The organism is Marinobacter sp. UBA3607, assembly GCF_002375525.1.
Classification (GTDB): domain Bacteria; phylum Pseudomonadota; class Gammaproteobacteria; order Pseudomonadales; family Oleiphilaceae; genus Marinobacter; species Marinobacter vinifirmus.
Map to the genome: position 1 here is coordinate 16,334 of NZ_DFLY01000011.1, position 23,569 is coordinate 39,902.

Below are 23,569 nucleotides of genomic sequence, written 5' to 3' on the forward strand. Positions count from 1 at the left end.
GGTTTCCCGATGTTTCTGGCGAGTGATTATACAATACCAGAGTAATTTAGTCAGGTATTAAATCGGTCGTGTAAGGATTATACCTTAGTCAGCCTTTCAGCCCCAGATGAATGGAACATTAACGCCTTGCTCAGCGAAGGTTCAGGCGGCCTGTTGCAGGCTGTGGTTGCGGAAGGCAATCCGCCTTCTGTGAGGGATCTGGGGAAGCTGAATCATGTTGCTTGTTCTTGTTGGTGTAATCGCTTTGGTAACCGTTGGTTGGGCGTATCAGCTAATGGCTCCGGGCTATCCGGATGCCGGTTCCACTGTCTGGGCTGTGTATCTGGAAAGCCTGTTTCTCAGTGGCCTGCTTTCGGTGGCGTTGATGTCGATGGTTATGGTGCTGGCGACTCGCCCCGCCTGGCTCGAAAAGCCGCTCGGGGGCATGGATAAGATCTATCGTCTGCACAAGTGGGGCGGGATTATGGCGGTTTTGTTTGCCGCAGCGCACTGGTTGCTGGAAATGTCGGAGGACCTTTTCGAGAATCTAGCGGGCCGTGGCGCCCGGCTGGATGCCGATGAGTTCTCGGCGTTTCCGGGCGGGCTCCGGGATCTTGGCGAAGACCTGGGTGAGTTTGTTATTTATCTGATGTTCGCCATGTTGTTGCTGAGCCTGTGGCGTCAGTTTTCCTACCGTTTGTGGCGGCCGTTGCATCGCGCAATGCCTGCGCTGTATCTGTTGGTAGTGTTCCATGCGGTGGTGCTTGCTCCTGCCGGGTATTGGCAAGGGCCACTGGGGTGGTTGATGGCGGTCTTGTTTGTAGCGGGCAGCGTTGCCAGCGTTTGGTCGCTGACGGGGCGTATCGGGGCCGGGCGCTCAAGCGAAGGAACGGTGATTTCGGTAGAGCGGGTGTCCCGCGATATTCTCGAGGTGACTTGCAAGCTGGCTGATACCTGGCGCGGGCATCGTGCCGGCCAGTTTGCTTTTGTGATCTTTGACCGGTTTGAGGGGCATCACCCGTTTACGATCGCCAGTGCAGACCGTGGCGACAAGACTGTGACCTTTGCCATCAAGGCTCTGGGAGATTACACGCAAAAGCTGTCAGGTCGTTTGGTTGCAGGAGATCCGGTGAAAGTGGAAGGCCCCTATGGCCGGTTCCAGCTTGATCGGGCCAGGGCCGGTGTTCGGCAGATCTGGGTAGCAGGCGGAATTGGTATTACACCGTTTCTGGCCTGGCTGGAGTCATTGGATTCGCGAGGCGAGGATGAGGTTCGGGCTGATATTCACTACTGCGTGACAGATCCCAGACATGATCCGTTCGTGGCTCGGCTGGAATCCCTGTGCGCGGCCCGTCCGGGGGTTGATCTGCACCTGCATGGTGGGGCCAGTGGCAGGCTGACGGCTGAGGCTCTGGCTGCGGATGCCGCCCGCGGTGAGCGAGCAGAAGTATGGTTTTGCGGGCCACAAGGGATGGCGGACAGCCTCCGCAAAGGGCTGCGGAGGCTTTGGCCGGGACGGGTGCGCTTCCACCAGGAAGCCTTCCGGATGCGTTAACCGGCCGGCAGGATGCGGGTCAGGTAGCTGAATTGCAGGGATTCAGGCAGGCCTTCCGGCTTGGGAATGCGCACAAAGTGGCCGCTGCCCGGTGCGTATTCCATGGCTTCGCCGTTGCGGTTTTCCATGGCGTTGGCGCGGAAGTGAAGGTTGCCGGCCGGGGTGATCAGTTCCAGCTGGTCGCCCGGGGCGAACTTGTTCTTCACGTCGATGGTGAGCCAGCGGTCATCGGCATCGCTGATGGTGCCGACCACCTGCTGGGTGCCCAGATAGGACGAGCCCTGTTCATAGGACTGGTATTCCTGGGGCACGTGGCGGCGCAGGAAGCCTTCCGTGTAGCCCCGGTTAGACAGCGCTTCCAGTTCATTCATCATGTGCATGTCGAAGGGCTTGCCGGCGAGGGCATCGTCTATGGCCTTGCGGTACACCTGGGTGGTGCGGGCCACGTAGTAGGTGCTCTTGGTGCGACCTTCGATTTTCAGGGAGTGCACGCCCATGTTCACCAGTTCCGCCACGTGCTGGATGGCACGCAGGTCCTTGGAGTTCATAATGTAGGTGCCGTGTTCGTCCTCGTAGGCGGGAATGAAGCCTCCGGGGCGGTTGGGCTCCTCCAGCAGGATTTCCCTGGGTTCGAAGGTTTCCACGCTGTCGGCAGAGGTGGCGATCAGGTCGCCGGTCTGGTCGTGACTGTGCTGAACCGGCTTGTAGTTCCAGCGACAGGCGTTGGTGCAGGCACCCTGGTTGGCGTCCCGGTGGTTCATGTAGCCAGACAACAGGCAGCGGCCGGAGTAGGCCATGCACAGGGCGCCGTGTACGAACACTTCCAGTTCCATTTCCGGCACTCTTTCGCGGATCTCGCGGATTTCGTTCAGGGCCAGTTCCCGGGACAGGATCACCCGGTTGATGCCCTGGCGGCGCCAGAATTCCACGGTGGCCCAGTTTACGGCGTTGGCCTGCACCGACAGGTGGATGGCCTGGTCCGGCCAGTTTTCCCGTACCAGCATGATCAGCCCGGGGTCCGACATGATCAGGGCGTCCGGCTTCTGCTCCAGCACCGGGGCAAGGTCTCTCAGGTAACTGCGCACCTTGTCGTTGTGGGGTGCGATGTTGGAAACCAGGTAGAACTGTTTACCCAGTTCGTGGGCCCGTGCAATCCCTGCCCCCAGGGCTGCAACGTCTTTGAAACTGTTGTTCCTTACTCTCAGGGAGTACCTTGGCTGGCCGGCGTATACGGCATCGGCACCGTAGGCAAAGGCGGTTTCCAGGTGTTCGGGGGTGCCGGCGGGAGCGAGCAGTTCCGGGAAAGTCATGGTGTCTCCGGGTTTGTTCAGGAAGTCGATGGCTGCAGGTGGGCTATTATGGAAAGGCTGCAGTTTTCCACAAACGGGTGGTTGTGCCATTGATCTCGCTCAAAGGTCTTATTGATCACTTTCGGCTAACATGTGTACGCTGATGGAGTTTGCAGATTGGGCCAGCATCAAATGGCAGGAGGAACCAGTATGGCATCAGAGCCTGTAAGGCCTGAAAATTCAAAGCGTTCCCTGAGCATTCGGGTGAGTAAGCTGATCCGGGTTCAGTTGGAACGAGGAAAGGTAGGTGTGGAAACGGTGGCCGGGCAGTTGAATATGAGCCGCTACACCCTGCACAAAAAGTTGCGCGAAGAGGGGCTGACGTTTGCAGCCTTGTTGGAGCAGGTACGCCGGGAGCAGGCGCTGACTTACATGAAGGATAAAACCAAGCCGCTGGTAGAAATCGCCGAACAGCTTGGTTTCTCGGAGCTGAGTGCATTCAGCCGGGCGTTCAAGCGCTGGATGGGCACTCCGCCGGCTGAATACCGCTCGCTCAGGCTGTCCTGATCACACTTTCTTGAAAATCAGGGTGGCGTTGGTGCCGCCGAAGCCGAAGCTGTTGCTCATCACCAGGTCCATGTTCTGGTTGTCCATGCGTTCACGAACGATGGGGTAGCCTTCGGCACCTTCATCCAGGTTCTGGATGTTGGCAGACGGGGCAATAAAGCCTTCCCGTTGCATGATCAGGCTGTAGATTGCCTCATGCACGCCGGCGGCACCCAGGGCGTGGCCGCACAGGGGCTTGGTGGAGCTCAGCGGTGGAATCTTGTCACCGAAGGTTTCCTTCAGGGCTTTCAGCTCGGTTACGTCGCCAGCCGGGGTGCTGGTGCCGTGGGTGTTGATGTAGCTGATTTCGCCATCGATGTTGGCCATGGCCTGTTTCATGCAGCGAATGGCGCCTTCACCGCTGGGGGCAACCATGTCGGCGCCGTCAGAGGTCGCGCCGAAGCCGACCAGTTCGGCCAGGATGGTGGCACCGCGGGCTTCCGCGTGTTCCAGTGATTCCAGTACCAGCGTGCCGCCACCACCGGAGATCACGAAACCGTCACGGTCTGCGTCATAGGTGCGCGAGGCCTGTTCCGGCGTGTCGTTGTACTTGGTGGACAGTGCGCCCATGGCGTCGAACATCAGGCTCAGGGTCCAGTGGATGTCTTCGCCACCGCCGGCCAGCATCACGTCCTGGCGACCCAGGGCGATCTGGTCAGCCGCGTGGCCGATACAGTGGGCACTGGTCGCGCAGGCAGAGGTAATGCCGTAGTTGATGCCGGTAATACCGAAGGCCGTGGTGATGGACGCGTTGATGGCGCTGCCCATGGTGCGGGGAACCCGGTAAGGGCCTACCCGGCGAATGCCTTTGTCGCGATGGGTGTCGATCGCATCCAGCAGTTCCACGGTGGACGCGCCACCGGTGCCGAATACGGCGCCCGTGGTGTTGGCACGCAGCTGCTCGTCGGTCAGGCCAGCCTGCTCGATGGCTTCTTTGGCCGCCAGGTAGCAGTAGCCTGCTGCCGGGCTCATAAAGCGCCAGATCTTACGGTCGATCAGCTCGGACAGGTTCAGGTCGATCTTGCCTGCTACGTGGCTGCGCAAGCCGTTGTCCCGGGCTTCCTCGCTGAAGGCAATGCCTGAGCGGGATTCACGAAGGGACTGGGCGACTTCTTTCTGGTTGTTGCCAAGGCTGGAGACAATCCCCATGCCGGTAATAACTACGCGACGCATCGTTCTAACTCCTAAAAGTCATCTGTAGAGGTGAACAGGCCAACCCGAAGGTCCTTGGCGGTATAGATTTCCCGCCCGTCCACTTCCATGCGGGCATCCGCAATGGCCATGGTCAGCTTGCGGCGGATGAGCCGCTTGATATCCAGGTAATAGGTTACCTTTTTGTTGTCAGGCAGAACCTGACCAAAGAATTTCACTTCGCCGGCACCCAGTGCCCGGCCCTTGCCTTCGCCACCGCTCCAGGCCAGGAAGAAACCGACCAGCTGCCACATGGCGTCGAGGCCCAGACAGCCCGGCATTACCGGATCGCTTTCGAAGTGAACCTTGAAGAACCAGAGGTCCGGGTTGATGTCCAGTTCTGCCACCAGACTGCCCTTACCGTAAAGGCCGTCATCGGCGCCCACGTGGGTAATGCGGTCGACCATCAGCATTTCGTCGATGGGCAGGCGCATGGCGCCAGGGAATAATTCGCCATGGCCACAGCGGATCAGGTCTTCTTTGTCAAAGTGATCAGGGTACATGTTGCCAGTATCTCTATTGCAAAATGATGTACTGATACTTTAGCGCCTGATTCAGAAACGGCTATTGACCTTTAGTGGATGATTGCCGCAAACACCCCGTTTTTGTGCCTGAAACCCTGCTCCTGGTGTTGATGCTCATCAAGGTACCCGGGCGCGGCCCTTGCTACCGTGTCGGACTATTCAAATCTGTGCGGTTGGCGGTTCGGAAGGAGGTGTTATGTCCGCAGAACACGAGGTGATCACAGGCTCCCTGGCACTGCAGGACGGGCGCGTAACGGCCCGGCTGGAGCGGGTGACGGATCATTCGCCGGAGCTGGTCTGGAAGATGCTGACGGATTCTGTACACCTGGCCAGCTGGCTGGCGCCGGGTACGCTGGACGCCCGCACCGGTGGCCGGGTTCAGCTGGATTTCGGTAACAGTGGCACGCCCATTGATTGTCGGATATCGGCCTGTGAGCCGCACCGCTTGCTGGTGTATTCCTGGAGTGCCGGCGATGATCCGGAGCGGCCGTTGCGGTGGGAACTGGTGCCGGAAGGCGATGGCACCCGGTTGTCGCTGACCCTGTTGCTACCAGACGATCACCTGGTGCCGATTGCCTGTGCCGGCTGGGATGCACACCTGGAAATGCTGATGGCAGCGCTGGAGGGGATCAGTATTCACTTTCCTGCAGGCCGCTTCCGTGCCGCCCGCAGTTACTTTGAAAAGTGCCTCAAGGAGAAGCTGGCGGCCTGAGCCGCTCAGCCTTCCCGACCGTCTGCCCTGGGCCGTGCCAGTACCCCGGCATAGCGCACCAGGAACAGTCCGTAGGCGATCATCCATAACAGGGTGCTGGTGCCAATGCCCGGGTGCCACGGGATGATGCTCAATGCGGTGAGCACCCGGATAACCGCCGCCAGCTGAATGGCGACGAACGCCAGCACCATTCCCTTCGGAAGTTTCAACGGCCGGCCGGTATGGCCAAGGGAGACCCGGGCAATCACGCCCAGGATCAGGCAACCGACAGCACCTGCGCCTGCTGCGTGGCTCCAGGCGTTGGAGGGCCAGCCTGCCACCAGCGAGCCTGCCAGCAGCAACAGCGCGACCGGTACCCAGAGAATAGACAGGTGCAGGATCCACAGCAGCGGCTCGGAGCGCGCCAGCCAGCCTTTCCAGTTATACAGGCGAACCAGCATCAGCGCGGCGGCAACCACGGCGATTACGGCCGCCAGGGTTTTCCAGCCGGTTACCAGAGATGCCATCAGCAGGATCATCGAAAACAGGGCGGCCATGTCCAGCCCCGGAATCATTTTCACCGCCTCGGCGTTGCCACCGCGCTGGCGCAGCCAGCCGGCAGTGAAGGCCGGCGTGATACGGCCGCCGATGATGCTGATCAGCGCCAGGGCCATAATCAGCGCGCCGTAGCTAAAGGACATATCCAGCCGGGTAACGAAACCGATCTGCATCAGCCACAGCAGGCCCAGCACGACCATAATCATGGCCTGGCGTTTCTGGCGGGCATGCCATACTCGCCATCCGGCATCGATCATCACCAGTGGCAGAAAAGCCAGGTTAACGCCCTGAACCACCCAGTCCGGCAGGTTTCCACCCAGGGCCAGCAGCAGGCGACCGGCCAGCCACACGCCCCAGAGCAGCGCCAGGGGAAGGCCGTGGGTGCGTTCTGTTTGCGTCCAGACACAAACAGCGGTCAGCAGAAAGCCGGCAATGGCCGCCGACAAAAAACCGAACAGCATTTCATGTTGGTGCCAGAACAGGGCAGGCATGGCCAGTGGCAACTGCAGAACGCCGGTGACTTCCAGAACCCAGACCGGTATGGCCACAAGGGTCAGTACCGTCATGGACAGGAAGAAAATCCGGAACGGATAGGAAAATAACTGGCTGACGCTGGCGGGTGCCTGGTCAGCGGAGGTGGGTATGGCCTGCATGGAGATCTCCCAAATACATATATTTCAGGTATATGTTAAATCTGCGTGCCTGTATTAACCATACCTGCTTGGGGGTAGTTTGCGTACAATGGCCGCAAATCTCTTGTAACCAAAGGAACTTTCATGTCGTACACGATTCTGAAGCACCTGCACATGACCACAGCCTACCTTACTATCACGCTCTTTGCGCTGCGGTTGCTGCTGGATGCGGTAGGCCGGCCGGGCTGGCGCCAGACACCGCTGCGGTTTATTCCCCACATCAATGACACCATTTTGCTGGTGGCGGCGATTTCCCTGCTGTTTGTGGCGGGTTATGCCTCGGCCATGCCGGGCTGGCTGATTGCCAAGATCGTACTGCTGTTTGGCTACATCATTGCCGGTGTGTTTGCCCTGAAAGCCACGCTGGGCAAGCCGGCCCGCATCACGGGTGCCGTACTTGCCCTGGTCCAGGTCAGCGCCATCTTCCACCTGGCCATGGCCAAGCCGTTCTGAATCAGCGTTTCTCGCTGACCTGCTTCGTCAGTTCCTTCAGCTGTTCCTGGACAGCCTGGAGCTGACGGGCAATTTCATCCCGCTCGTCGTGGGCTTTCTGGGCCTGCTTGGCATTTTGTTCTTCGCTCATCACCTCCAGAATCGCCCCGATCATCATGTTCAGGAATACAAAAGCCGTCAGGAAGATAAACGTCAGGTAGTAGATCCAGCTCAGGGGATAGGCTTCCATAGTGGCGTACATCACGTCGGTCCAGTCCTCGAAGGTGGCAACCCGGAACAGAGTGAGCATGGAGATGGCCACATCGCCCCAGAGTACTTCGTCCACGCTGGCAAAGAACATCGAGCCCATGGCGGCATAGATGTAAAAGATGATGAACATCAGCAGGGCGATGTAGCCCATGCGCGGAATGGCTTTGAGCAGGGAATTGATCAGGAAGCGCAGTTCTGGCACTACAGACACCAGTCGCAGCACCCGGAATACCCGCAGCAACCGGCCCAGCAGCACCGCCTCGGAGTTGTCCAGCGGGATCAGGCTGCCGATCACTACCAGGGTGTCGAACAGGTTCCAGCCGTCCATCAGGAACCGGCGCTTGACCGGGCAGGCGGCGAAGCGAAACAGGATTTCCACCAGGAAGAACAGCGTGATGGCGTTGTCCAGAACGGTCAGGGTCTGTTCAACCAGCGGCGGGAGTTCGTAGGTTTTTGCGCCGATGGTCAGGGCCGAGAGAATGATGATGGCAATCACAACGCCCTGAAACACCTTGCTCGATTCAATGCGCTTCAGTTGATCAAAACTACTTGTGGGAGTTATGTCCACAGACATCGTTCAGGCTCCGGATTAGGTTGGCGCGGCAATTCTAATCATCCGGAGCAGCGGGTGGTAGCTCTGTGACGGCGGTTTAATCCACCAGCTGAACAATCAGCTGCCATTCTTCGGAGGGTTCGGTCTTTACCAGCCATTTAGCCATTGTTGGCCTTTCCTTTCTTGGTGAACGCGGAGTACAGGTGCAGTAGTTGAGCGAACAGGCCTAGATAGGCCAGGCTCCAGGCGCCGGCCGCCAGCCAGAGCAAGGCAGGCTGGCTGAACGGCAACGGGCCTGCCAGGTATCGGCCTACGCTGGCGAGGGCAATCAGTACGGCAATAACCAGAACCTGCCATGCAGGCGGGAATCGCCGGCAGGCCCGCTGCCAGGCCAGGCGCAACATCACACTGCAAGACAGGGTGCCCAGGGCGCCAACGGCAATCACGTGCAACGCGGGCAACAGGGCGTGGCCAGCAACCAGGTGCACGCTGGTAACCGCCGCCCCGGCGGCCAGCCAGAGATAACCGATGGCCAGCACCAGCAGGTCCGGGCGGTCGGTACAGTGCCAGAGCTTCCAGCGGGCCACCCGAACGATAATCAGCAGGCTCGCGGCCAGCAACAGCAGGCCAGCCAGTATTTCCGTAGCGGTAAACAGAATGCACACCATGGCGAGGGGCAGAATCGCCAGTAACCAGCCTTCAATTAACGGCTGAACCCGGGCTTCCAGCGGTATGCCTTTCTTCTCCATGGTGCCGGCCACCGCCGGCGCGATGATGCGCCCGCCCATAAACGTCATCAGCAACAGCAGGCCGATAATGGCCGTGTGCAGGAGAACGCGGGTATCAGGGAAGGGAAGGCCGGCGCGCACCAGGAAATAGACCAGGGCCATCAGGCAGAGCACCAGGATTAGCGGGCCGGCAACCTTGTTGCGCCACTTCTTGGCGGCCTGGAAACGGGGCACCACGTACCGTGCCAGCAACAGCGCAAAGGCCGGGCTTAACAGCTGGCTAACCAGCCAGTCCGGTGCCAGCAGCCAGCTGACACGGGCCGCAAGCCAGAGCCCGAACAGGGGGCCGAGTATCCGCCAGGGCTGGGGGCCAAGGGTGTAGCCGGCAATCAATGCCAGGGCAAAGCCGAAAACCAGTTCGTGGCCATGGCCTGCGCCAATCAGCCCCGGCGGCCAGCCGGTGCCAGACAATACGGCGAACAGGGACAGGGGAACAACCAGGGCAGCCCAAAAAGCAGCAGCGGGAAAGAACAGCCAGAATGCGTGCAGGGGCTTGCCAGCCACGTTGAACAGACCTCGGTATGGGTTCTGGTTGGAAGGCCCCGCAGGTTACCGGGGCCAGAACCGGAGTTTATACCGTGTAGGGCAGCACACCAAAATAGATGGCGCTGAAATGGCAGGCGCTGCCGCCGATCACGAACAGGTGCCAGACCGCATGCATGTAGGGAATGCGATCCGCCAGGTAGAACGCCACGCCGGCGGTATACACAATGCCGCCGGCAATGGTCAGGTGCAGCGCGGTTTCGCTGAGGCTGGCGACCAGGTCAGACGAGGCAAAGGTAATCAACCAGCCCATGGCAACGTAGATGCCCACCCGCGCCAGCTTGAAGCGGTTCTTGAAGATGACTTTCAGTACCACACCGGTCAGGGCCAGCGACCAGATCACCGCAAACAGCGTCCATCCGGTGGTGCCGCGCATATTCACCAGCAGGAAAGGTGTGTAGGTGCCGGCGATCAGCAGGAAAATGGCGCAGTGGTCCAGTGTCTTGAAGAGGGATTTCAACTCCGGGCGGCGAGCACCGTGGTACAGCGCAGATGCCATGTACAGCAGGATCAGTGAGGCACCGAATACGCTGAAGCTGACAATCTTCCAGGTGTCTCCCATCTGGCTTGCGCCGGCAATCAGGGCAATGGTTCCGATAACACTCAGAATGGCGCCAAGGCCGTGGGTTGCGCTGTTGGTCCACTCTTCTACCCGCAGGTGAATAGATGGCAACGAATCGTTGGGGTGGTTCATGCTTGCTGTCATCCGCGCTGGCCTGTGTTCGCTAAAAGTATAATGCAGTTCAGCGTACATGTGTACGCAAGTGTTTGCCATGACCATCCTGTGACCATGTTCAGAAAAACTGAACGATCTGCCGGAAATCTTCCGTTTTCGTCTTTTGCGTCGGGCAGTTACGCTAGTACCAAGTTTGAAACAACCAAGGGGATTGTTCCGATGGCAAAAGTTCTTGTTCTTTACTATTCCATGTACGGCCATATCGAAACCATGGCAAACACCATTGCCGAAGGCGCCAAGGGCGTTGAGGGTGCCGATGTAGTGGTCAAGCGAGTGCCGGAAACCATGGCCGACCAGGCGTTTCTGAGCGCTGGTGGCAAGGCCGAGCAAGATGCTCCGGTAGCCAGCCCGGCTGAACTGGCAGACTACGATGCCATCATCTTCGGCACGCCGACCCGCTTCGGCAACATGGCCGGCCAGATGCGCACCTTCCTCGACCAGACCGGTGGTCTGTGGGCTGAGGGCAAGCTGCACGGGAAAGTGGGTAGCGTGTTCACCTCAACCGGAACAGGCGGCGGTCAGGAGCAGACCATCACATCATTCTGGACCACCCTGGCCCATCACGGCATGGTGTTGGTACCTCTGGGCTATGGAATTCCGGAGTTCTTTGATATCTCTGAAGTGAATGGCGGCACGCCGTACGGTGCCTCGACCATCGCCGGCGGTGACGGTTCCCGCCAGCCCAGCGAGAAAGAATTGGCCATTGCCCGCTTCCAGGGTAAGCACGTGGCTGAGCTGGCAGTGAAGCTGCACGGCTGATTTCGAAGTAACAAGCGTTGACTCAGGTTTGGGCGGCGGGCTGAAAAGTCCGCCGTCTTTTTTATGTCCGCCTGCCGGCTTTCGTACTGGCAGCCTTTAGCCGGGAATAAGTGGCGGGCACCACACCCAGCCAGGAGGCCAGCTGATTGTCCGGCACCCGCTTGACCAGTTCCGGGTACTCATCGAGCAGCAGTTGGTAGCGCTCCTTGGCCGGCATGGTGTGTTTGCGGTATTCCCGCATGCTGGTCAGCTCCGCAATCTCCTCGGTCAGCACCAGTGCGAACTTATGCCAAAGCCCGTCGCCATGGTTCTGGATCGCCGAACGGAAAGCGCTGAAATCCGCCACCCAGACTGTGGCCGGCAGCACGCTGGTCAGGCACAGGGTATTACGCACCGTTCTGCTGCGCCCGAATACCGGCCAGATCAGATCGCCTTCGGTAAAGAAGTGATGAATCGCGACCTTGCCGGCAGATGATTCCCGGAACAGGCGCAAAACGCCGTACTGGATCAGATACACGTTAGCCCAGGGCCGGTCGTGTTTTTCCAGGGGTGTTTCTGCGTCTATCCTGCGTTGATGGAACAGGCGGGCGATATCGCTCAGAAACCGTGCTTCCGGGCTGTTTTGCTTTTCGTTCAGGCAAATGCCAAAGGCGCGGCTCAGGCCGTTCAGCAGGGCAACTTCGGCGGGTGCCGCGTCGTGGTGAATAATGTCCGGGTGGTCTTCACCCAGCAGGCAGGGTGCGGATGCCATCGGTGGTCGGAAACTGCTGTTCATAACAAACCTTCGCTGCATTGGCGTAGGTCAATTATGCTACCAAAAAAACAAACATCTGAAATGACTTAAATGATTAAAGATATTTGACTTAGTCGATAACGATTACTCGGTGCCGGAGGGCGGCTTGTGGGGAAGGCCACTTGTGCGGGACCTCCTCCCAAAACACGCTCCTGCGGCACATCCATGTGGCGCTTGGGCTTCGCCATCCCTGGCTCCGCACAGTTTTGGGAGGAGGTCCCGCACAAGCGGCCCAGAGCAGCGCAGTGGCCTTCCAGGCTCGCCATCATCAGCTCATACGGCCGTTCTGGATATGTGAAGGGGCTATTTCTTCAGAACCTGTCAGTGGCTGGTGCCTTCCTCGTAGTTGATCTTGTTCCAGACATTGTACTTGCCGGAGGGTTTCTTCATCGGAATGCGTTTTTCTTCTTCCAGCGTATCCGCGTCGTACACAATGATGGCACCGTCGTCGTCCCAGATGCTCAGCAGCAGCTTCTCGCCGTGGCGATCAAACTCCACATGGGCGGCTACCTTACCCGGCTCAGGCTGCAGAGTCTTGACGATCTCCAGGGTCTGCTTGTCGATGATGTGGACTTTGTCGGCGTTGGGGCCGAAGAACACATCTGCCCAGGCATAGCGGGAATTCTCGTGGCTGCGCATGAAGAACCCCGGGCCCTCGGTTTCCAGGGTCTTGATCACTTCCCAGGTATCCATGTCGATGATGGAAATGGCACCGGCCCGGAAGTGCGGGGTAGCCATCACCCGGCGGCCTTCGTATTCCCAGGTAATACCGGAGCCCAGATGGGGCATGCCGGGTAGCGGCAGTTCCGCGGTGGTTTTGCCGGTGTCCAGATCGATCACCACGCCATGCTTGCCGTCGCGGGCGGCGCCGATCAGGTGCTGGTAACCGGGGTCGAAGAAGAAGTCGTCCAGCAGGGTGTCGGTGGTCATCCGGCGCAGTTTTGCTTTCTGATTCTCGACGGTGATTTCCCAGGCTTCGGGGATGTCTTTCAATGCCGCGATGAAGCTGCTTCTGGGTGGTGCGGTATACACGGCGCTCACCCGGGAGCTTTCGCCGGCATCGTTCTCAACCGGGATGAAATCAAGCATTTCCAGGTTGGCGGCGTCGAACAGCACCATGGAGTGGGGCAGGTAGTTGGCGGCCAGCACGTAGTTGCCATCGGCGGATACGGCAATGTTACGCATGTTGATGCCGGCGCGAACCTCAGCCACCACTTTCAGGTTGTAGATGTCGTACTTGGTAATCCAGCCATCCCGGGAGCCAAAGTAAACGTAGCGGCCGTCCGGGCTGTATTTGGGGCCGCCGTGCAGGGCAAAGCGGCTGGGGAACCGGTGGATGGGCTCCATCTTGTCGCCATCCAGCAGGGTGACGTGGTGGTCGCCGATTTCTACCACCAGGAACAGGTTCATCATGTCCGCTTCGAACGCCGGTTCATCCGGCAGGGAGCCAGCGGCGTGGCTGACTTCCTGGCTGTTGCGGATTTCGGCCTCGCCCCACTTCAGTTCGTGACTCGGAGGCTGATAGATGAAGTCGGTCAGGGCGGCGATCTGCTGGTCGTTCAGGATGTCTTTGTAGCCCGCCATCTGGGTGGCTGGGCGGCCTTCGCGGATGACCTTTTCGGCCTCGGCTTTCTTCAGTCGCCCGAGGTTTTCCGGCAGCAGGGCGGGGCCCATACCGCCAAGGCGGTCGGGGCCGTGGCAGGCGGCGCATTGCTGCAGGTACAGGGTGTCTGTTCCGGTTTCGCCGGATTCACTGGCCAGCAAAGGGGTGGCCATCACGCTGCCGGCCAGTAACAGGGTGGAGATAATCTTTGTTCGGGCTTGGGTCAGGTTCACCTGCAACAGCTCCCGGTTGGTCAGTCAGGTTTCGGTTCAGGCCGGCCGGCGGCCAGCGGTGGCAGCAGCCGGGCCGGACAAGGCACTGTTCCAGCCAGCTTGCGCCGGGCGGGCCAGGGTGTCGGCCAGTTGCACCACTTCACCCACAATGATCAGTGTGGGCGGCTGGAAATCTTCCCGTTCAATGGTGTCGACCAGGTCTTTCAGGGTGGTGACAGTCATGTGCTGCAGCGGTGTGGTACCGCGTTCCACCAGTGCCACCGGGCAATTCTCGGACAGGCCATGGGCGGTCAGCTGCTCGACGATGGTCGGGGCGTTGTGCAGGCCCATGTAGAATACCCGGGTTTGACCTGGCGCGGCCAGCACCTGCCAGTTCAGCTCCAGGGCCTGGTCGCCCTTGCGGTGGCCGGTTACGAAGGTCACGCTCTGGGCGTAGTCCCGGTGCGTCAGGGGGATGCCGCAGTAGGCAGAGCAACCGGCGGCGGAGGTAATCCCCGGCACCACCTGGAAGTCGATGTCGTTCTCTACCAGGAATTCGGCTTCTTCACCGCCACGGCCGAAGATATACGGATCGCCGCCTTTCAGGCGCACAACCCGGCGTTGTTGCACGGCCAGTTTCACCAGCAGTTCGTTGGTCTCATCCTGGGGCACATAGTGGCAACCGCTGGCCTTGCCCACGTGAATGCGCTCGGCCCTGGGGTTCACCAGTTCCATGATCTGTGGCGATACCAGGCGGTCGTAGACAATGGCATCGGCCTGCTGGATCAGCATCAGGGCCCGTAGGGTCAGCAGGCCCGGGTCGCCGGGGCCTGCGCCCACGATGGCCACTTCGCCCGGCCGTAAGGGTTGCTCCGCCAGCTGGAACTCCACCAGGCACTTCTTGCTTTGGTTAGTTGTCATGGCGTGCGTCCTTACAGGTTGTTGACCGGGATTTCGATAGCGGCGGCGGCCACTCTGCGCGGTGTGCTTTCCACCACGCCGATTTCCTCGTTGGTGAGGTAGCAGCCGGGGTCTTCTTCCCAGAAGTCGCCAGACACGTTGTAGGCCCGCACCCGGGTGTTGCCGTTACAGATGTTCAGGTATTTGCAGTCCGCGCAGCGGCCTTTCACCGGGCGCGGATGCTGGCGGAAGCCCTGCATCAGCGGGTCGGTGGTTTCAGACCATATCTTCGAGAACGGGGTCTGCCGCACGTTGCCCAGGTTGTGATCCCACCAGAAGGTGTCCGGGTGTACCACGCCCAGGTTATCGATGTTGGAAATGTTCACGCCGGAGGAGTTGCCGCCCCAGTTGGTCAGCCGCTGGGTGAGGGCATCTACCTGGTCCGGGTAGTGTTCCTTGGCCCACTCGATCAGGAAGGGACCGTCGGCGTCGTTGTTGCCGGTGACGTATTCCCGCTCGATGCCGCGCTTGAGTTCGTCGTGACAGTGGTTGAACAGCAGGTTCATGGCGTCGCGGGTCATGTCGTACCAGGCGTCGCGCTTCTTGTTGCGGCCGCCGCGGCCGGAGTAGTTCAGGTGCGACAGGTAGAACTTGTCGATCTGGTGCTCGTCCAGCATCTCCAGCATGGCCGGCAGTTCCGGGTAGTTATCCTGGGTCAGGGTGAAGCGCAGGCCCACCTTGATGCCGGCCTGTTTGCACAGAGCCACGGCGTGCATGGATTCCCTGAACGCGCCTTTTTTCTGGCGGAATTCGTCGTGGGTGGCCTCCAGGCCGTCAATGCTGATACCCACGTAGTCGTAGCCAACCGCGGCAATCTTGTCGATGTTTTCTTCGGTGACCAGGGTGCCGTTGGTAGACAGGCCAACGTAGAAGCCCATTTCCTTGGCCCGGTGAGAAATCTCGTAAATGTCCGGGCGCATCAGCGGCTCACCGCCAGACAGGATCAGTACCGGCACACCGTAGGCTTTTAGGTCGTCCATCACGGTGTAGACTTCTTCAGTGCTCAGCTCGCCCTTGAAGTCGATATCGGCAGAGATCGAGTAGCAGTGTTTGCAGGTCAGGTTACAGCGGCGGATGAGGTTCCAGATCACCACCGGGCCACTGGGCTTGGGCACCGGGCGGACGGGTGTCGGGTTCATCAGGGTTTTGATGTAGCGGGTCATGCGAAACATAAAATTCTCTCTCTCATCGGGAGTGGCCTGGTTGCCTCTCCGGGCTGGCCTTTACCGGCTCTCTGCCCTTGTACTATCCCCCCGTGGGCGCTGGGTATCCATACCTTTGATGGAGTACTTCGAGGGGTAGTCCCTATGGCTTATCTGCCTGTTTTCTCAGCCGCAATCCGGTTTTTTTGAGGATGGCAGAGCTGTACAGGATGGTGTGGCCGGAGCAGGTGTCGCCCAGCAGTTCACGAATCTGTGCGGCCTTGTGCTCCACCTCTTCACGACTGGTGCCGTGCACCATGGCAAACAGGTTGAAGCTCCAATAGGGCAGGTGCCGGGGGCGACGGTAGCAGTGGCTGACGAACGGCAGGTCACCAACTTGCTGGCCCATGGTGCTGATGGCGTCGTCAGAGACATCCCACACGGTCATGCCGTTGTAGCGATAGCCCAGCTTGTAGTGGTCGGGTACGGCAGCCACGCGGCGGATAACGCCGGTTTCCTGCATGTGTTGAAAGCGTGACAGCACTTCGTCTGCCGGCATGCCGAGCTGACGGCCCAGTTCGCCCCAGGGATCGGATACCAGTGGCAGGCCTTCCTGGGTGGCGAGGATCAGTTCCCGGTCCTGGTCGGTGAGCCGGGCCTGCTCAGACTTCAAAGTGGAGGTTGACATGAAACTCCTGCTCCTTGGGCATGTTGTACACCGGGTAGCCGGTCAGCGCTTCAATGCGCCCGATGGTTTCGGCAATGCCTTCCGGGGTTTCTGTGGCCAGGACAAACCACATGTTCAGTTCGTGTTCCCGGCGGTAATTGTGGGCCACCTCTGCAAAGCTGTTTACCTGTTCGGTTACCCGGTCAAAGTCCTGCTCGGGAATGCGCATGGCGGCCAGGGTCAGGCCGCCTCCCATTTCACCGGCGTGGAACATTGGGCCGAAACGGGTCAGGGTGCGATTGGCAAGCAGGGCTTGCAGGGTATCCAGCAAGGTCTGCTCACTGATGCCCAGTTCTTCGGCAACGTCCCGGTACGGGCTCGGGGTCAGCGGCAGGCCGTATTGCAGGCGGTTGATGATGGCTTTTTCGGTATCGGTAAAGGCAGGGGCTACGTCTGGTGACTCCCAGCGGGCAGCTGGCTCAGCTGTTACTGACATAGCGTCCTCCCCGTTGAAGATAGGCTTTGTTGCTGAACAGAACCGCGTGGGGAATCTGTTCAAGGTGGTGGCTGGCAATCATTTGGTCCAGCTGGCCCAGTACCCGCTCCCGGTTAACGCCGTGAATCATGCAGAACAGGTTGTAGGGCCAGTCGGGCAGTCTGCGGGGGCGCTGGTAGCACAGGGTTACAAAGGGCACGGCAGCCAGTGCGCGGCCAAGTTCGCTCACCTGCTCATCGGGCACATCCCACACCACCATGGCGTTGGCCCTGTAACCCAGGGTGCGGTGCTTCACGATCAGGCCGGAACGCTTGATCAGGCCCTGATCCTGCCAGTGGCGGACGGCGTCCATAACCTGTTGCTCGGTCAGGCCGGTTTGTTCGGCCAGCGCCAGGTACGGGCGGGGTGTTAAGGGCAGGCCTTCTTCCAGTTTCTGGCGGAGCCTCAGCAGGCCCCAGGCACTGAAGGCCTCGGTATCAAACAGATAGCTGCCGTTGTGGCGGTCCGGGTGTGGCGCTGGGTGGTTCATGGTAGTGCGTCCCAGTCGATGTCGAAGCCTAGGTCAATATGGTAACCCTCAACCATGGGCAGCCGGAGTATGGGCAACTTCAGTTGATGTTCCAGCTCGTCCAGCCGCTCATCCAGGGTGTCTTCATCCGGGGCGGTCATCACGAACCAGAGATTGTATAGGTGCTCCCGCGCGTAATTATGGTTTACGCCGGGAGCGCTGTTGATCCGTGCGGCCACCAGGTCGACCTGCTCGACCGGCGCCGCCACGGCAGCCAGCAGGCTTGCGCCCGCCTGGCTGTGTTCAAACACCGGGCCAACCCGGCTGAGTACCTGTTGTTGCTGGAGCACCGCCAGCCGGCTGATCACTTCGTCCTCGGAAATGCCCAGTGTGTCGGCCATCTCGCGGTAAGGGCGTTCACATACCGGCAGGTTGCGCTGGTAGTGGTTGATCAGTTGTTGGTCGACGGTGTCCAGTCTCATCAGGTTATCTCCTCCGGGCCAGGGGCCGGATCAGTACACGTCGTGCTGGGTGTTGTAAGTGTTGAACTTACCGGTCGGGGTAACCATGTAGTCGCCCTTGATGACCTTCTTCAGCTCACGTGTCTTGTCGTCAACCACAACAATGGCGGAATTCTTGTCTGAAGTGTTCCACACAGAGAACCAGACTTCGTCACCCGCTTTGTTGTATTCCGGCTGGACCACACGCTTGGGGCCTTCGCCCAGGTCAGCCCACTCGGCAATCGGCAGCACTTCGTAGCCGGCATCAAAGTTGTTGATGTCGAAGACGGCAATGCTCTGGCTCACAGCTTCAGCCGGGTTCAGGGCGGTGTCTACCCACAGGTTGGTGGACTTCGGATGGGTCTTCACGAACAGTGAACCGCCACCCTGGCCATCAACCGTGCGAACCACTTTCCAGGCCTTGTCCGGATGACCTTCCGGGTCGGTACCGATCATCTGGATGGTTTGGTCACCCAGGTGAGAGGTTGCCCAGACCGGACCATGCTCGGGGTCAACAAAGTTGGCGCCACGGCCCGGGTGCGGGATTTTGCCAACTTCAACCATGGCTTCCAGATTACGGTCCTGGGCGTCAACAACGGCAATCTTGTTGGAGTTGTTGGCGGCGGTCAGGAAGTAACGCATGCTGGCATCCCAGCCACCATCGTGCAGGTACTCAGCCGCATCGATGGTGGTGATGTTCATGTTGTCCAGGTCTTCGTAGTTGGCCAGCAGGATCTTGCCGGTCTCTTTGACGTTGACGATGAACTCCGGATGCGCGTGGGACGCCACAATGGCGGCAACACGCGGCTCAGGATGGTATTCCTGGTTGCTCACGGTCATGCCACGGGTGCTCACGATTTTCTTCGGCTCCAGGGTGTCGCCGTCCATGATCACGAACTGGGGCGGCCAGTAGGTGCCGGCAATGGCGTACTTGTCTTCCCAGCCTTTGTACTTGGAGGTCTCGACAGAACGCGCTTCCATACCAACCTTGATCTTGGCTACGGTTTGCGGCTCTTCCATCCACAGGTCGATCATGTTGATCAGGGCGTCACGGCCGATAACCATCACGTAACGGCCAGAGGCAGACATCCGGGAGATGTGCACCGCGTAGCCGGTTTCGATGATCTTCACGACTTCCTTGGAATCGCCGTCAATCAGGGCAATCTTACCGGCGTCACGCAGGGTAACGCTGAAGATGTTTTCCAGGTCCAGGTCGTTCATCTGTTTCTTCGGACGATCTTCCGGAGCAACAAGCACTTCCCAGGTGTTCTTCATGTCAGCCAGGCTGAACTCGGGAGGCTGTGGCGGCTCGTGCATGATGTACTTGGCCATCAGTTCCACGGTTTCTTCGTCGAAGTCACCAGAGGTCAGCCAGTTCGGCATACCGGCCGGGGAGCCGTAGCTGATAAAGGCCTTCAGGTAGTCGATGCCACGTTCCTGGGTAATATCCGGGGTCAGCGGCTTGCCGGTGGCGCCTTTACGCAGTACACCGTGACAGCCGGCGCAGCGCTGGAAGTAGATTTCCTTGGCCTGTTCGAACTCGGCGTCGGTCAGGTCAGGGGCACCGGGGGTGCGGACGACTCGTGCGGAACCGGCATCAACGGCACTGGGGGTGCCTTCGTATGCCATGGTTGCGTCATCGCCATTCTTGGGGGCAGCCTGCGCAGTCATCACGCCCATGGACGTAATGGCCACCGCGAAGGCCAGTGGCTTGATCATCATATCGGTTACTCTCATCAGGTTCTCTCCTTGGGATTCAAGAGTACGTCCTAGGGTTCTCTTGTTGGGCTTCTCAGACATTGATTTATGTCACATAAATACAGGTAATCAAGAGAGTACCTCCCCATGGGTAGATGGCGTATAACCAAAGATCACTGGATACCGCAGGAGAATTTAATCAATATCAATGCCATGGAAATACTGGAATTGCAGCATGTGCTGAAGCTTCCCGGAGACCCGCAATGAAAACGACCGGTCAGGCCTGCTCCTGGCACTCATTGGTACTGGCGACGGCGCTGGCGATCACCTCCGTTCAGGCCCTGGCCGGCGCGCCCGAAAGCGAGGCCGAGCTGAAGAACTTCGTCATCCAGGATTGTGGCTCCTGCCACGGCCTGAAACTCAAAGGCGGGTTGGGACCACCCCTGCGGCCAGCAGACATTGAAGCCCTGCCGGAAGCTGCGATTTCCGCCATCATCCGGGAAGGCGTGCCGGGCACGGCCATGCCACCCTGGAAAGCCTTGCTGACCGACCAGCAAATTGCCTGGATCAGCCAGCAGCTCAAATCCGGTGCCTTGATTGCTCCCGAATCCGATTCCCCCCGAAGCCGATAATTGAAGGACCCACGATGAAACGTCTGTTTGCACCGATTGCACTGACCATCGCCGCTACCCTGACTGCCGGCTGCCAGAGCTTGTCTGCGCCGGAGCCGGCTGAACTGCGCGGCACGGGTGACCTGGGCCTGATCATCGAGCGGGCCACCGGCTCGGTATTGGTGGTTGACCACTCCGAACACGAAATCCTGGGCCGGGTAGAAGGTCTGGGCGATTTGTCCCACGCCTCCGTGGTGTACTCTCGAGATGCCCGCTACGGCTACGTGTTTGGCCGTGACGGTGGGCTCACCAAGGTCGACCTGCTCACTCGCACGGTGACCGATCGCGTTATCCAGTCCGGCAATAGCATCGGCGGAGCCATCTCCCAGGATGGTCGTTACGTGGCGGTGTCCAACTACGAGCCTGGCGGGGTAAATATTTTCGACAGCGAAACCCTGGATACCGTGGTGGAAATTCCCGCGTTCTACACCAATGCCGAGGGTGAGGAGGATCAGTCCAAGACCGTGGGCCTGGTAGACGCCCCGGGCAACCAGTTTGTCTTCAGCCTGTTCGAGGCCGGTGAAATCTGGACCGTGGATATGCACAGCAATCCGCCGGGTGTGACCCGCCATGAGGCCGGCAAAGAACCCTACGATGCCCTGATCACACCGGACGGCCGCTTCTATATAGCCGGCCTGTTCGGGGAAGACGGCTTGTCGATGATGGATCTGTGGGAGCCGGAGCAGGGCGCGCAGACTATCCTGCCGGATTACGGCAAGGGCGAGCAGCGCTTGCCGGTCTACAAGATGCCGCACCTGGAAGGCTGGGCCATCGCCGATGGCTACGCGTTTGTGCCGGCAGTCGGTCGCCACGAGGTACTGGTCGCCGATATGGAAGACTGGAGCATGGTGCAGCGCATTCCGGTACAGGGCCAGCCGGTGTTTGTCATGGCCAGCCCGGACAACCGCCAGATCTGGGTCAGCTTTGCGCACCCGAAGAACGACGTGGTTCAGGTGATTGATTCCCGCACCCGGGAAATCATCCGTACCCTGGAGCCCGGCAAGTCTGTGTTGCACATGGAATTCACCCCTCGCGGTGAGGAAGTGTGGGTATCTTCCCGGGACAGCGACCGGGTGACCATCTACAACACCCGCACACTGGAAGAAGTCGCTACCCTGCCGGCGCAAAAGCCGTCGGGCATCTTCTTCACCAACCGGGCGCATCAGCTGGGCTTGTGAGGTGAGGGTTACCGCCGGCGGTTGGCTGTTCGTGCTTTGCACCAGCGCCGTCAGCGCCGGCCAGTTTTCTGGACCGGTGCGGCTTGATGTACACACTGAAGCCAGGTCTGTCACCGTCGCCAGTTACCGGCTGCAACGTTATCTCGACACACAGAACTGCAAGGCAGAACTGGTGTTCAATCAAGCCGGTGAGGGTGACGGTGACCTGGTGTACCGGCAGGATGGCCTGGCAGACAGGCTCAAGCTCCGGGCCGTCAACGCCGATGGCCAGGATCCGGTTCCGGTCTGGGTAACCCGGAAAACCGCCGGTGTGAGAACACTGGGGGAGCTGGAAGGGCGGGACGTATCCCTGGTAGCAGGAACCGACCCGCTCTCCGGGCGGCTTGCACTGGAGGCCCTGGCTGCCGAGGGCGTAACGCCGAAACGGGGCCAGCGTTACGAGGCTGGTGATTTCAGCTCTGCCCTGGGCTTGTTGCTGCACAACAACACCCATGCGGCGGTCTCGGAACTCGGGTTGGTCACGCCTTTCCTGGAATCCCAGGGCCTGGCCATTACCTGGCAGGGAGAACCCGTTTCAGGTGCTGGCTGGTATGCCGGCACCGACACCAAGAACCCCGGGTTGCAGCCGTGCCTGAAAGCACTGCTTGAACTGAAACGCAGCGACGATCGCCAGATATTCAATCTTTTCCCGGAATGGGTGCACGGCTTTGCCCCACCCGATTCCCTGCAATAAAAGGAACCTGTACATGACCTTCTACCAACCCGCCGGCAACGAAGTAGAGCTGTTCACCGCCGCTGCAGACAACGGCCTGCCGGTACTGATCAAAGGCCCTACCGGCTGTGGTAAAACCCGCTTTGTCCGCTACATGGCCGAAAAACTCGGTCGCCCGGTCTACACCGTGGCCTGCCACGACGACCTTACCGCCTCTGACCTGGTTGGCCGCCACCTGATCGGCCCCGACGGCACCTACTGGCAGGACGGCCCCCTGACCCGGGCGGTGCGGGAAGGCGGAATCTGCTACCTTGATGAAGTAGTGGAAGCACGAAAAGACACCACCGTGGTACTGCACCCGCTGGCGGATGACCGCCGGGAACTGCCCATCGAACGCACCGGCGAACTGCTGAAAGCCGCACCGGGCTTTATGCTGGTGGTGTCCTACAACCCGGGTTACCAGAGCTTGCTGAAAGGCATGAAGCCCAGTACCCGGCAGCGGTTTGTCTCCATGAGCTTCGATTACCCGACGCCGGATGTGGAGCAGACCATCGTCCAGGAAGAGTCCGGCTGCGATGCCGACCTTGCGAAGCAGCTGGTGGGGCTGGCAACCTCGTTGCGTAAGCTGAAAGACCACGACCTGGAAGAAGCAGCGTCTACCCGCCTGCTGATCCACACTGCATACCTGATCGCATCCGGTATGCCCCACATCGAGGCTTGCCGGGCCGGGATGATCGAACCGCTATCGGATGACGCGGTTACTGTTAACGCACTGATGGAGGTGGTGTATGCCGTATTCGGGCAGTCCGAAGAGTGAATCTCCCGGGGCGATTGCCCCGGTTATCTGGTACTTGCTGAACCTGCTGGCGTTGCCGGTTATTGGCTTCATTGTGTTGCTGACGATTGCGATGAAATCCGGCGATGCCCACGCTTTGCGGCGGGCCCACAGCAAAGCGGCAGTCTATATGTCGATACTGGGCGCGATGCTGATCAGCGGCGGCGTTGCCGTTTGCTGGCTCATCTACGGCAACACGGGACTATTCTGGACCTATGCTATTGTCTGGGCGGTCGTACTGCACACGTCGTTCGTACTCTGGGGAATGATTTCCCTGGCTCAGGCAATCGGCAACAAGCCGCCTACTTTTCCGCGGTGGCTGCTGTAGGTTCGGGTTCGGTGCTAGGCAGGGTCGGGTAGGTCCTTCCAAAAACCGCTCCTTGCGGCACATCCATGTGGCGCTTCTGCTCCGCCATCCATGGCTCCGC

At 59.8% G+C, this 23,569-nt stretch carries 26 protein-coding genes; 10 read left to right on the forward strand and 16 right to left on the reverse strand.

Annotation, left to right across the window (positions count from 1 at the left end):
• Positions 1-214 precede the first annotated feature (214 nt).
• On the forward strand, positions 215-1,534 hold the full coding sequence (locus B2589_RS03880) for a ferredoxin reductase family protein (protein ID WP_286815680.1): 1,320 nt from the start codon (positions 215-217) through the stop codon (positions 1,532-1,534).
• Here the strand turns inward: B2589_RS03880 and yegQ are convergent.
• Entirely contained in the window at positions 1,531-2,844 is a 1,314-nt protein-coding gene (yegQ, locus tag B2589_RS03885; RefSeq protein ID WP_286815681.1) for a tRNA 5-hydroxyuridine modification protein YegQ, read from the reverse strand. The genes B2589_RS03880 and yegQ overlap by 4 nt on opposite strands.
• A gap of 189 nt (positions 2,845-3,033) precedes the next feature.
• Between yegQ and B2589_RS03890 the strand changes: the two genes are divergently transcribed.
• Complete coding sequence (locus B2589_RS03890) at positions 3,034-3,390, forward strand: helix-turn-helix transcriptional regulator (RefSeq protein ID WP_022989295.1); 357 nt, start codon at positions 3,034-3,036, stop codon at positions 3,388-3,390.
• Here the strand turns inward: B2589_RS03890 and fabB are convergent, their stop codons facing one another.
• Entirely contained in the window at positions 3,391-4,602 is a 1,212-nt protein-coding gene (gene fabB, locus B2589_RS03895) for a beta-ketoacyl-ACP synthase I (protein ID WP_058341733.1), read from the reverse strand.
• 11 nt (positions 4,603-4,613) lie between these two features.
• On the reverse strand, positions 4,614-5,123 hold the full coding sequence (fabA, locus tag B2589_RS03900) for a bifunctional 3-hydroxydecanoyl-ACP dehydratase/trans-2-decenoyl-ACP isomerase (protein ID WP_094623682.1): 510 nt from the start codon (positions 5,121-5,123) through the stop codon (positions 4,614-4,616).
• Between the two features lie 217 nt (positions 5,124-5,340).
• Here fabA and B2589_RS03905 point away from each other — a divergent pair, with 217 nt between their 5' ends.
• Entirely contained in the window at positions 5,341-5,856 is a 516-nt protein-coding gene (locus B2589_RS03905) for an SRPBCC family protein (RefSeq protein ID WP_094623683.1), read from the forward strand.
• 5 nt (positions 5,857-5,861) lie between these two features.
• Here the strand turns inward: B2589_RS03905 and B2589_RS03910 are convergent, their stop codons facing one another.
• Positions 5,862-7,046: an NnrS family protein gene (locus tag B2589_RS03910; protein WP_286815682.1), complete on the reverse strand. Its 1,185-nt coding sequence runs from the start codon at positions 7,044-7,046 to the stop codon at positions 5,862-5,864.
• A 123-nt stretch (positions 7,047-7,169) separates the two neighbouring features.
• Here B2589_RS03910 and B2589_RS03915 point away from each other — a divergent pair, with 123 nt between their 5' ends.
• Entirely contained in the window at positions 7,170-7,538 is a 369-nt protein-coding gene (locus tag B2589_RS03915; RefSeq protein ID WP_094623685.1) for a SirB2 family protein, read from the forward strand.
• Between the two features lies 1 nt (position 7,539).
• Here B2589_RS03915 and B2589_RS03920 read toward each other — a convergent pair whose 3' ends face one another.
• From B2589_RS03920 to trhA, 3 genes are all read right to left on the reverse strand, one after another.
• On the reverse strand, positions 7,540-8,361 hold the full coding sequence (locus B2589_RS03920) for an ion transporter (protein ID WP_058341729.1): 822 nt from the start codon (positions 8,359-8,361) through the stop codon (positions 7,540-7,542).
• A 137-nt stretch (positions 8,362-8,498) separates the two neighbouring features.
• Positions 8,499-9,632, reverse strand: coding sequence for an NnrS family protein (locus B2589_RS03925; protein ID WP_286815684.1), 1,134 nt, complete (start codon positions 9,630-9,632; stop codon positions 8,499-8,501).
• 67 nt (positions 9,633-9,699) lie between these two features.
• Positions 9,700-10,377: a PAQR family membrane homeostasis protein TrhA gene (gene trhA, locus B2589_RS03930; RefSeq protein ID WP_286815685.1), complete on the reverse strand. Its 678-nt coding sequence runs from the start codon at positions 10,375-10,377 to the stop codon at positions 9,700-9,702.
• A gap of 189 nt (positions 10,378-10,566) precedes the next feature.
• Here trhA and wrbA point away from each other — a divergent pair, with 189 nt between their 5' ends.
• A complete protein-coding gene (gene wrbA, locus B2589_RS03935) occupies positions 10,567-11,166 on the forward strand; it encodes an NAD(P)H:quinone oxidoreductase (protein ID WP_058341726.1) in 600 nt (199 codons plus the stop codon).
• Positions 11,167-11,227: 61 nt separating this feature from the next.
• Here the strand turns inward: wrbA and B2589_RS03940 are convergent, their stop codons facing one another.
• From B2589_RS03940 to B2589_RS03980, 9 genes are all read right to left on the reverse strand, one after another.
• Complete coding sequence (locus B2589_RS03940) at positions 11,228-11,941, reverse strand: Crp/Fnr family transcriptional regulator (RefSeq protein ID WP_232901300.1); 714 nt, start codon at positions 11,939-11,941, stop codon at positions 11,228-11,230.
• Between the two features lie 339 nt (positions 11,942-12,280).
• Complete coding sequence (locus B2589_RS03945; RefSeq protein ID WP_286815723.1) at positions 12,281-13,735, reverse strand: cytochrome D1 domain-containing protein; 1,455 nt, start codon at positions 13,733-13,735, stop codon at positions 12,281-12,283.
• Positions 13,736-13,831: 96 nt separating this feature from the next.
• The gene (cobA, locus tag B2589_RS03950) at positions 13,832-14,695 is read right to left on the reverse strand and encodes a uroporphyrinogen-III C-methyltransferase (RefSeq protein ID WP_058341724.1); all 864 of its coding nucleotides are present in this window, start codon (positions 14,693-14,695) and stop codon (positions 13,832-13,834) included.
• A gap of 11 nt (positions 14,696-14,706) precedes the next feature.
• The gene (gene nirJ / locus B2589_RS03955; protein ID WP_286815686.1) at positions 14,707-15,906 is read right to left on the reverse strand and encodes a heme d1 biosynthesis radical SAM protein NirJ; all 1,200 of its coding nucleotides are present in this window, start codon (positions 15,904-15,906) and stop codon (positions 14,707-14,709) included.
• Positions 15,907-16,039: 133 nt separating this feature from the next.
• Positions 16,040-16,564 (reverse strand): Lrp/AsnC family transcriptional regulator, encoded by a 525-nt coding sequence (locus B2589_RS03960; RefSeq protein WP_058341722.1) that lies wholly within the window; start codon positions 16,562-16,564, stop codon positions 16,040-16,042.
• Positions 16,539-17,039: an Lrp/AsnC family transcriptional regulator gene (locus B2589_RS03965; RefSeq protein ID WP_286815687.1), complete on the reverse strand. Its 501-nt coding sequence runs from the start codon at positions 17,037-17,039 to the stop codon at positions 16,539-16,541. The genes B2589_RS03960 and B2589_RS03965 overlap by 26 nt, the downstream gene beginning before the upstream one ends.
• On the reverse strand, positions 17,023-17,568 hold the full coding sequence (locus tag B2589_RS03970; protein ID WP_082641071.1) for an Lrp/AsnC family transcriptional regulator: 546 nt from the start codon (positions 17,566-17,568) through the stop codon (positions 17,023-17,025). Before B2589_RS03970 ends, B2589_RS03965 begins: the two co-directional genes overlap by 17 nt.
• Entirely contained in the window at positions 17,565-18,029 is a 465-nt protein-coding gene (locus B2589_RS03975; RefSeq protein ID WP_286815688.1) for an Lrp/AsnC family transcriptional regulator, read from the reverse strand. Before B2589_RS03975 ends, B2589_RS03970 begins: the two co-directional genes overlap by 4 nt.
• A gap of 30 nt (positions 18,030-18,059) precedes the next feature.
• Positions 18,060-19,784 (reverse strand): nitrite reductase, encoded by a 1,725-nt coding sequence (locus tag B2589_RS03980; protein ID WP_094623692.1) that lies wholly within the window; start codon positions 19,782-19,784, stop codon positions 18,060-18,062.
• 224 nt (positions 19,785-20,008) lie between these two features.
• Between B2589_RS03980 and B2589_RS03985 the strand changes: the two genes are divergently transcribed.
• Genes B2589_RS03985 through B2589_RS04005 form a run of 5 tightly spaced genes read left to right on the forward strand, consistent with a single transcriptional unit; the run spans position 20,009 to position 23,469 of the window.
• Complete coding sequence (locus B2589_RS03985) at positions 20,009-20,377, forward strand: c-type cytochrome (protein WP_094623693.1); 369 nt, start codon at positions 20,009-20,011, stop codon at positions 20,375-20,377.
• A gap of 14 nt (positions 20,378-20,391) precedes the next feature.
• Positions 20,392-21,594: a cytochrome D1 domain-containing protein gene (locus tag B2589_RS03990; RefSeq protein ID WP_286815689.1), complete on the forward strand. Its 1,203-nt coding sequence runs from the start codon at positions 20,392-20,394 to the stop codon at positions 21,592-21,594.
• A 1-nt stretch (position 21,595) separates the two neighbouring features.
• Complete coding sequence (locus B2589_RS03995; protein WP_286815690.1) at positions 21,596-22,327, forward strand: PhnD/SsuA/transferrin family substrate-binding protein; 732 nt, start codon at positions 21,596-21,598, stop codon at positions 22,325-22,327.
• Positions 22,328-22,340: 13 nt separating this feature from the next.
• Positions 22,341-23,123 (forward strand): CbbQ/NirQ/NorQ/GpvN family protein, encoded by a 783-nt coding sequence (locus tag B2589_RS04000; RefSeq protein WP_199456574.1) that lies wholly within the window; start codon positions 22,341-22,343, stop codon positions 23,121-23,123.
• Positions 23,095-23,469 (forward strand): hypothetical protein, encoded by a 375-nt coding sequence (locus B2589_RS04005; protein WP_286815691.1) that lies wholly within the window; start codon positions 23,095-23,097, stop codon positions 23,467-23,469. The genes B2589_RS04000 and B2589_RS04005 overlap by 29 nt, the downstream gene beginning before the upstream one ends.
• Positions 23,470-23,569 lie beyond the last annotated feature (100 nt).

Coding starts and splice junctions, on each gene's coding strand:
- fabA (WP_094623682.1), bottom strand. CDS start 5,123: ATGTACCCTGATCACTTTGACAAAGAAGACCTGATCCGCTGTGGCCAT.
- B2589_RS03905 (WP_094623683.1), top strand. CDS start 5,341: ATGTCCGCAGAACACGAGGTGATCACAGGCTCCCTGGCACTGCAGGAC.
- B2589_RS03990 (WP_286815689.1), top strand. CDS start 20,392: ATGAAACGTCTGTTTGCACCGATTGCACTGACCATCGCCGCTACCCTG.
- B2589_RS03915 (WP_094623685.1), top strand. CDS start 7,170: ATGTCGTACACGATTCTGAAGCACCTGCACATGACCACAGCCTACCTT.
- wrbA (WP_058341726.1), top strand. CDS start 10,567: ATGGCAAAAGTTCTTGTTCTTTACTATTCCATGTACGGCCATATCGAA.
- B2589_RS03975 (WP_286815688.1), bottom strand. CDS start 18,029: ATGAGACTGGACACCGTCGACCAACAACTGATCAACCACTACCAGCGC.
- B2589_RS04005 (WP_286815691.1), top strand. CDS start 23,095: ATGCCGTATTCGGGCAGTCCGAAGAGTGAATCTCCCGGGGCGATTGCC.
- yegQ (WP_286815681.1), bottom strand. CDS start 2,844: ATGACTTTCCCGGAACTGCTCGCTCCCGCCGGCACCCCCGAACACCTG.
- B2589_RS03890 (WP_022989295.1), top strand. CDS start 3,034: ATGGCATCAGAGCCTGTAAGGCCTGAAAATTCAAAGCGTTCCCTGAGC.
- B2589_RS03910 (WP_286815682.1), bottom strand. CDS start 7,046: ATGCAGGCCATACCCACCTCCGCTGACCAGGCACCCGCCAGCGTCAGC.
- B2589_RS03945 (WP_286815723.1), bottom strand. CDS start 13,735: ATGGCCACCCCTTTGCTGGCCAGTGAATCCGGCGAAACCGGAACAGAC.
- B2589_RS03965 (WP_286815687.1), bottom strand. CDS start 17,039: ATGTCAGTAACAGCTGAGCCAGCTGCCCGCTGGGAGTCACCAGACGTA.
- nirJ (WP_286815686.1), bottom strand. CDS start 15,906: ATGTTTCGCATGACCCGCTACATCAAAACCCTGATGAACCCGACACCC.
- B2589_RS03940 (WP_232901300.1), bottom strand. CDS start 11,941: ATGAACAGCAGTTTCCGACCACCGATGGCATCCGCACCCTGCCTGCTG.
- cobA (WP_058341724.1), bottom strand. CDS start 14,695: ATGACAACTAACCAAAGCAAGAAGTGCCTGGTGGAGTTCCAGCTGGCG.
- B2589_RS03960 (WP_058341722.1), bottom strand. CDS start 16,564: ATGTCAACCTCCACTTTGAAGTCTGAGCAGGCCCGGCTCACCGACCAG.
- trhA (WP_286815685.1), bottom strand. CDS start 10,377: ATGACAGCAAGCATGAACCACCCCAACGATTCGTTGCCATCTATTCAC.
- B2589_RS03980 (WP_094623692.1), bottom strand. CDS start 19,784: ATGAGAGTAACCGATATGATGATCAAGCCACTGGCCTTCGCGGTGGCC.
- B2589_RS03920 (WP_058341729.1), bottom strand. CDS start 8,361: ATGTCTGTGGACATAACTCCCACAAGTAGTTTTGATCAACTGAAGCGC.
- B2589_RS03970 (WP_082641071.1), bottom strand. CDS start 17,568: ATGAACCACCCAGCGCCACACCCGGACCGCCACAACGGCAGCTATCTG.
- B2589_RS04000 (WP_199456574.1), top strand. CDS start 22,341: ATGACCTTCTACCAACCCGCCGGCAACGAAGTAGAGCTGTTCACCGCC.
- fabB (WP_058341733.1), bottom strand. CDS start 4,602: ATGCGTCGCGTAGTTATTACCGGCATGGGGATTGTCTCCAGCCTTGGC.
- B2589_RS03985 (WP_094623693.1), top strand. CDS start 20,009: ATGAAAACGACCGGTCAGGCCTGCTCCTGGCACTCATTGGTACTGGCG.
- B2589_RS03880 (WP_286815680.1), top strand. CDS start 215: ATGTTGCTTGTTCTTGTTGGTGTAATCGCTTTGGTAACCGTTGGTTGG.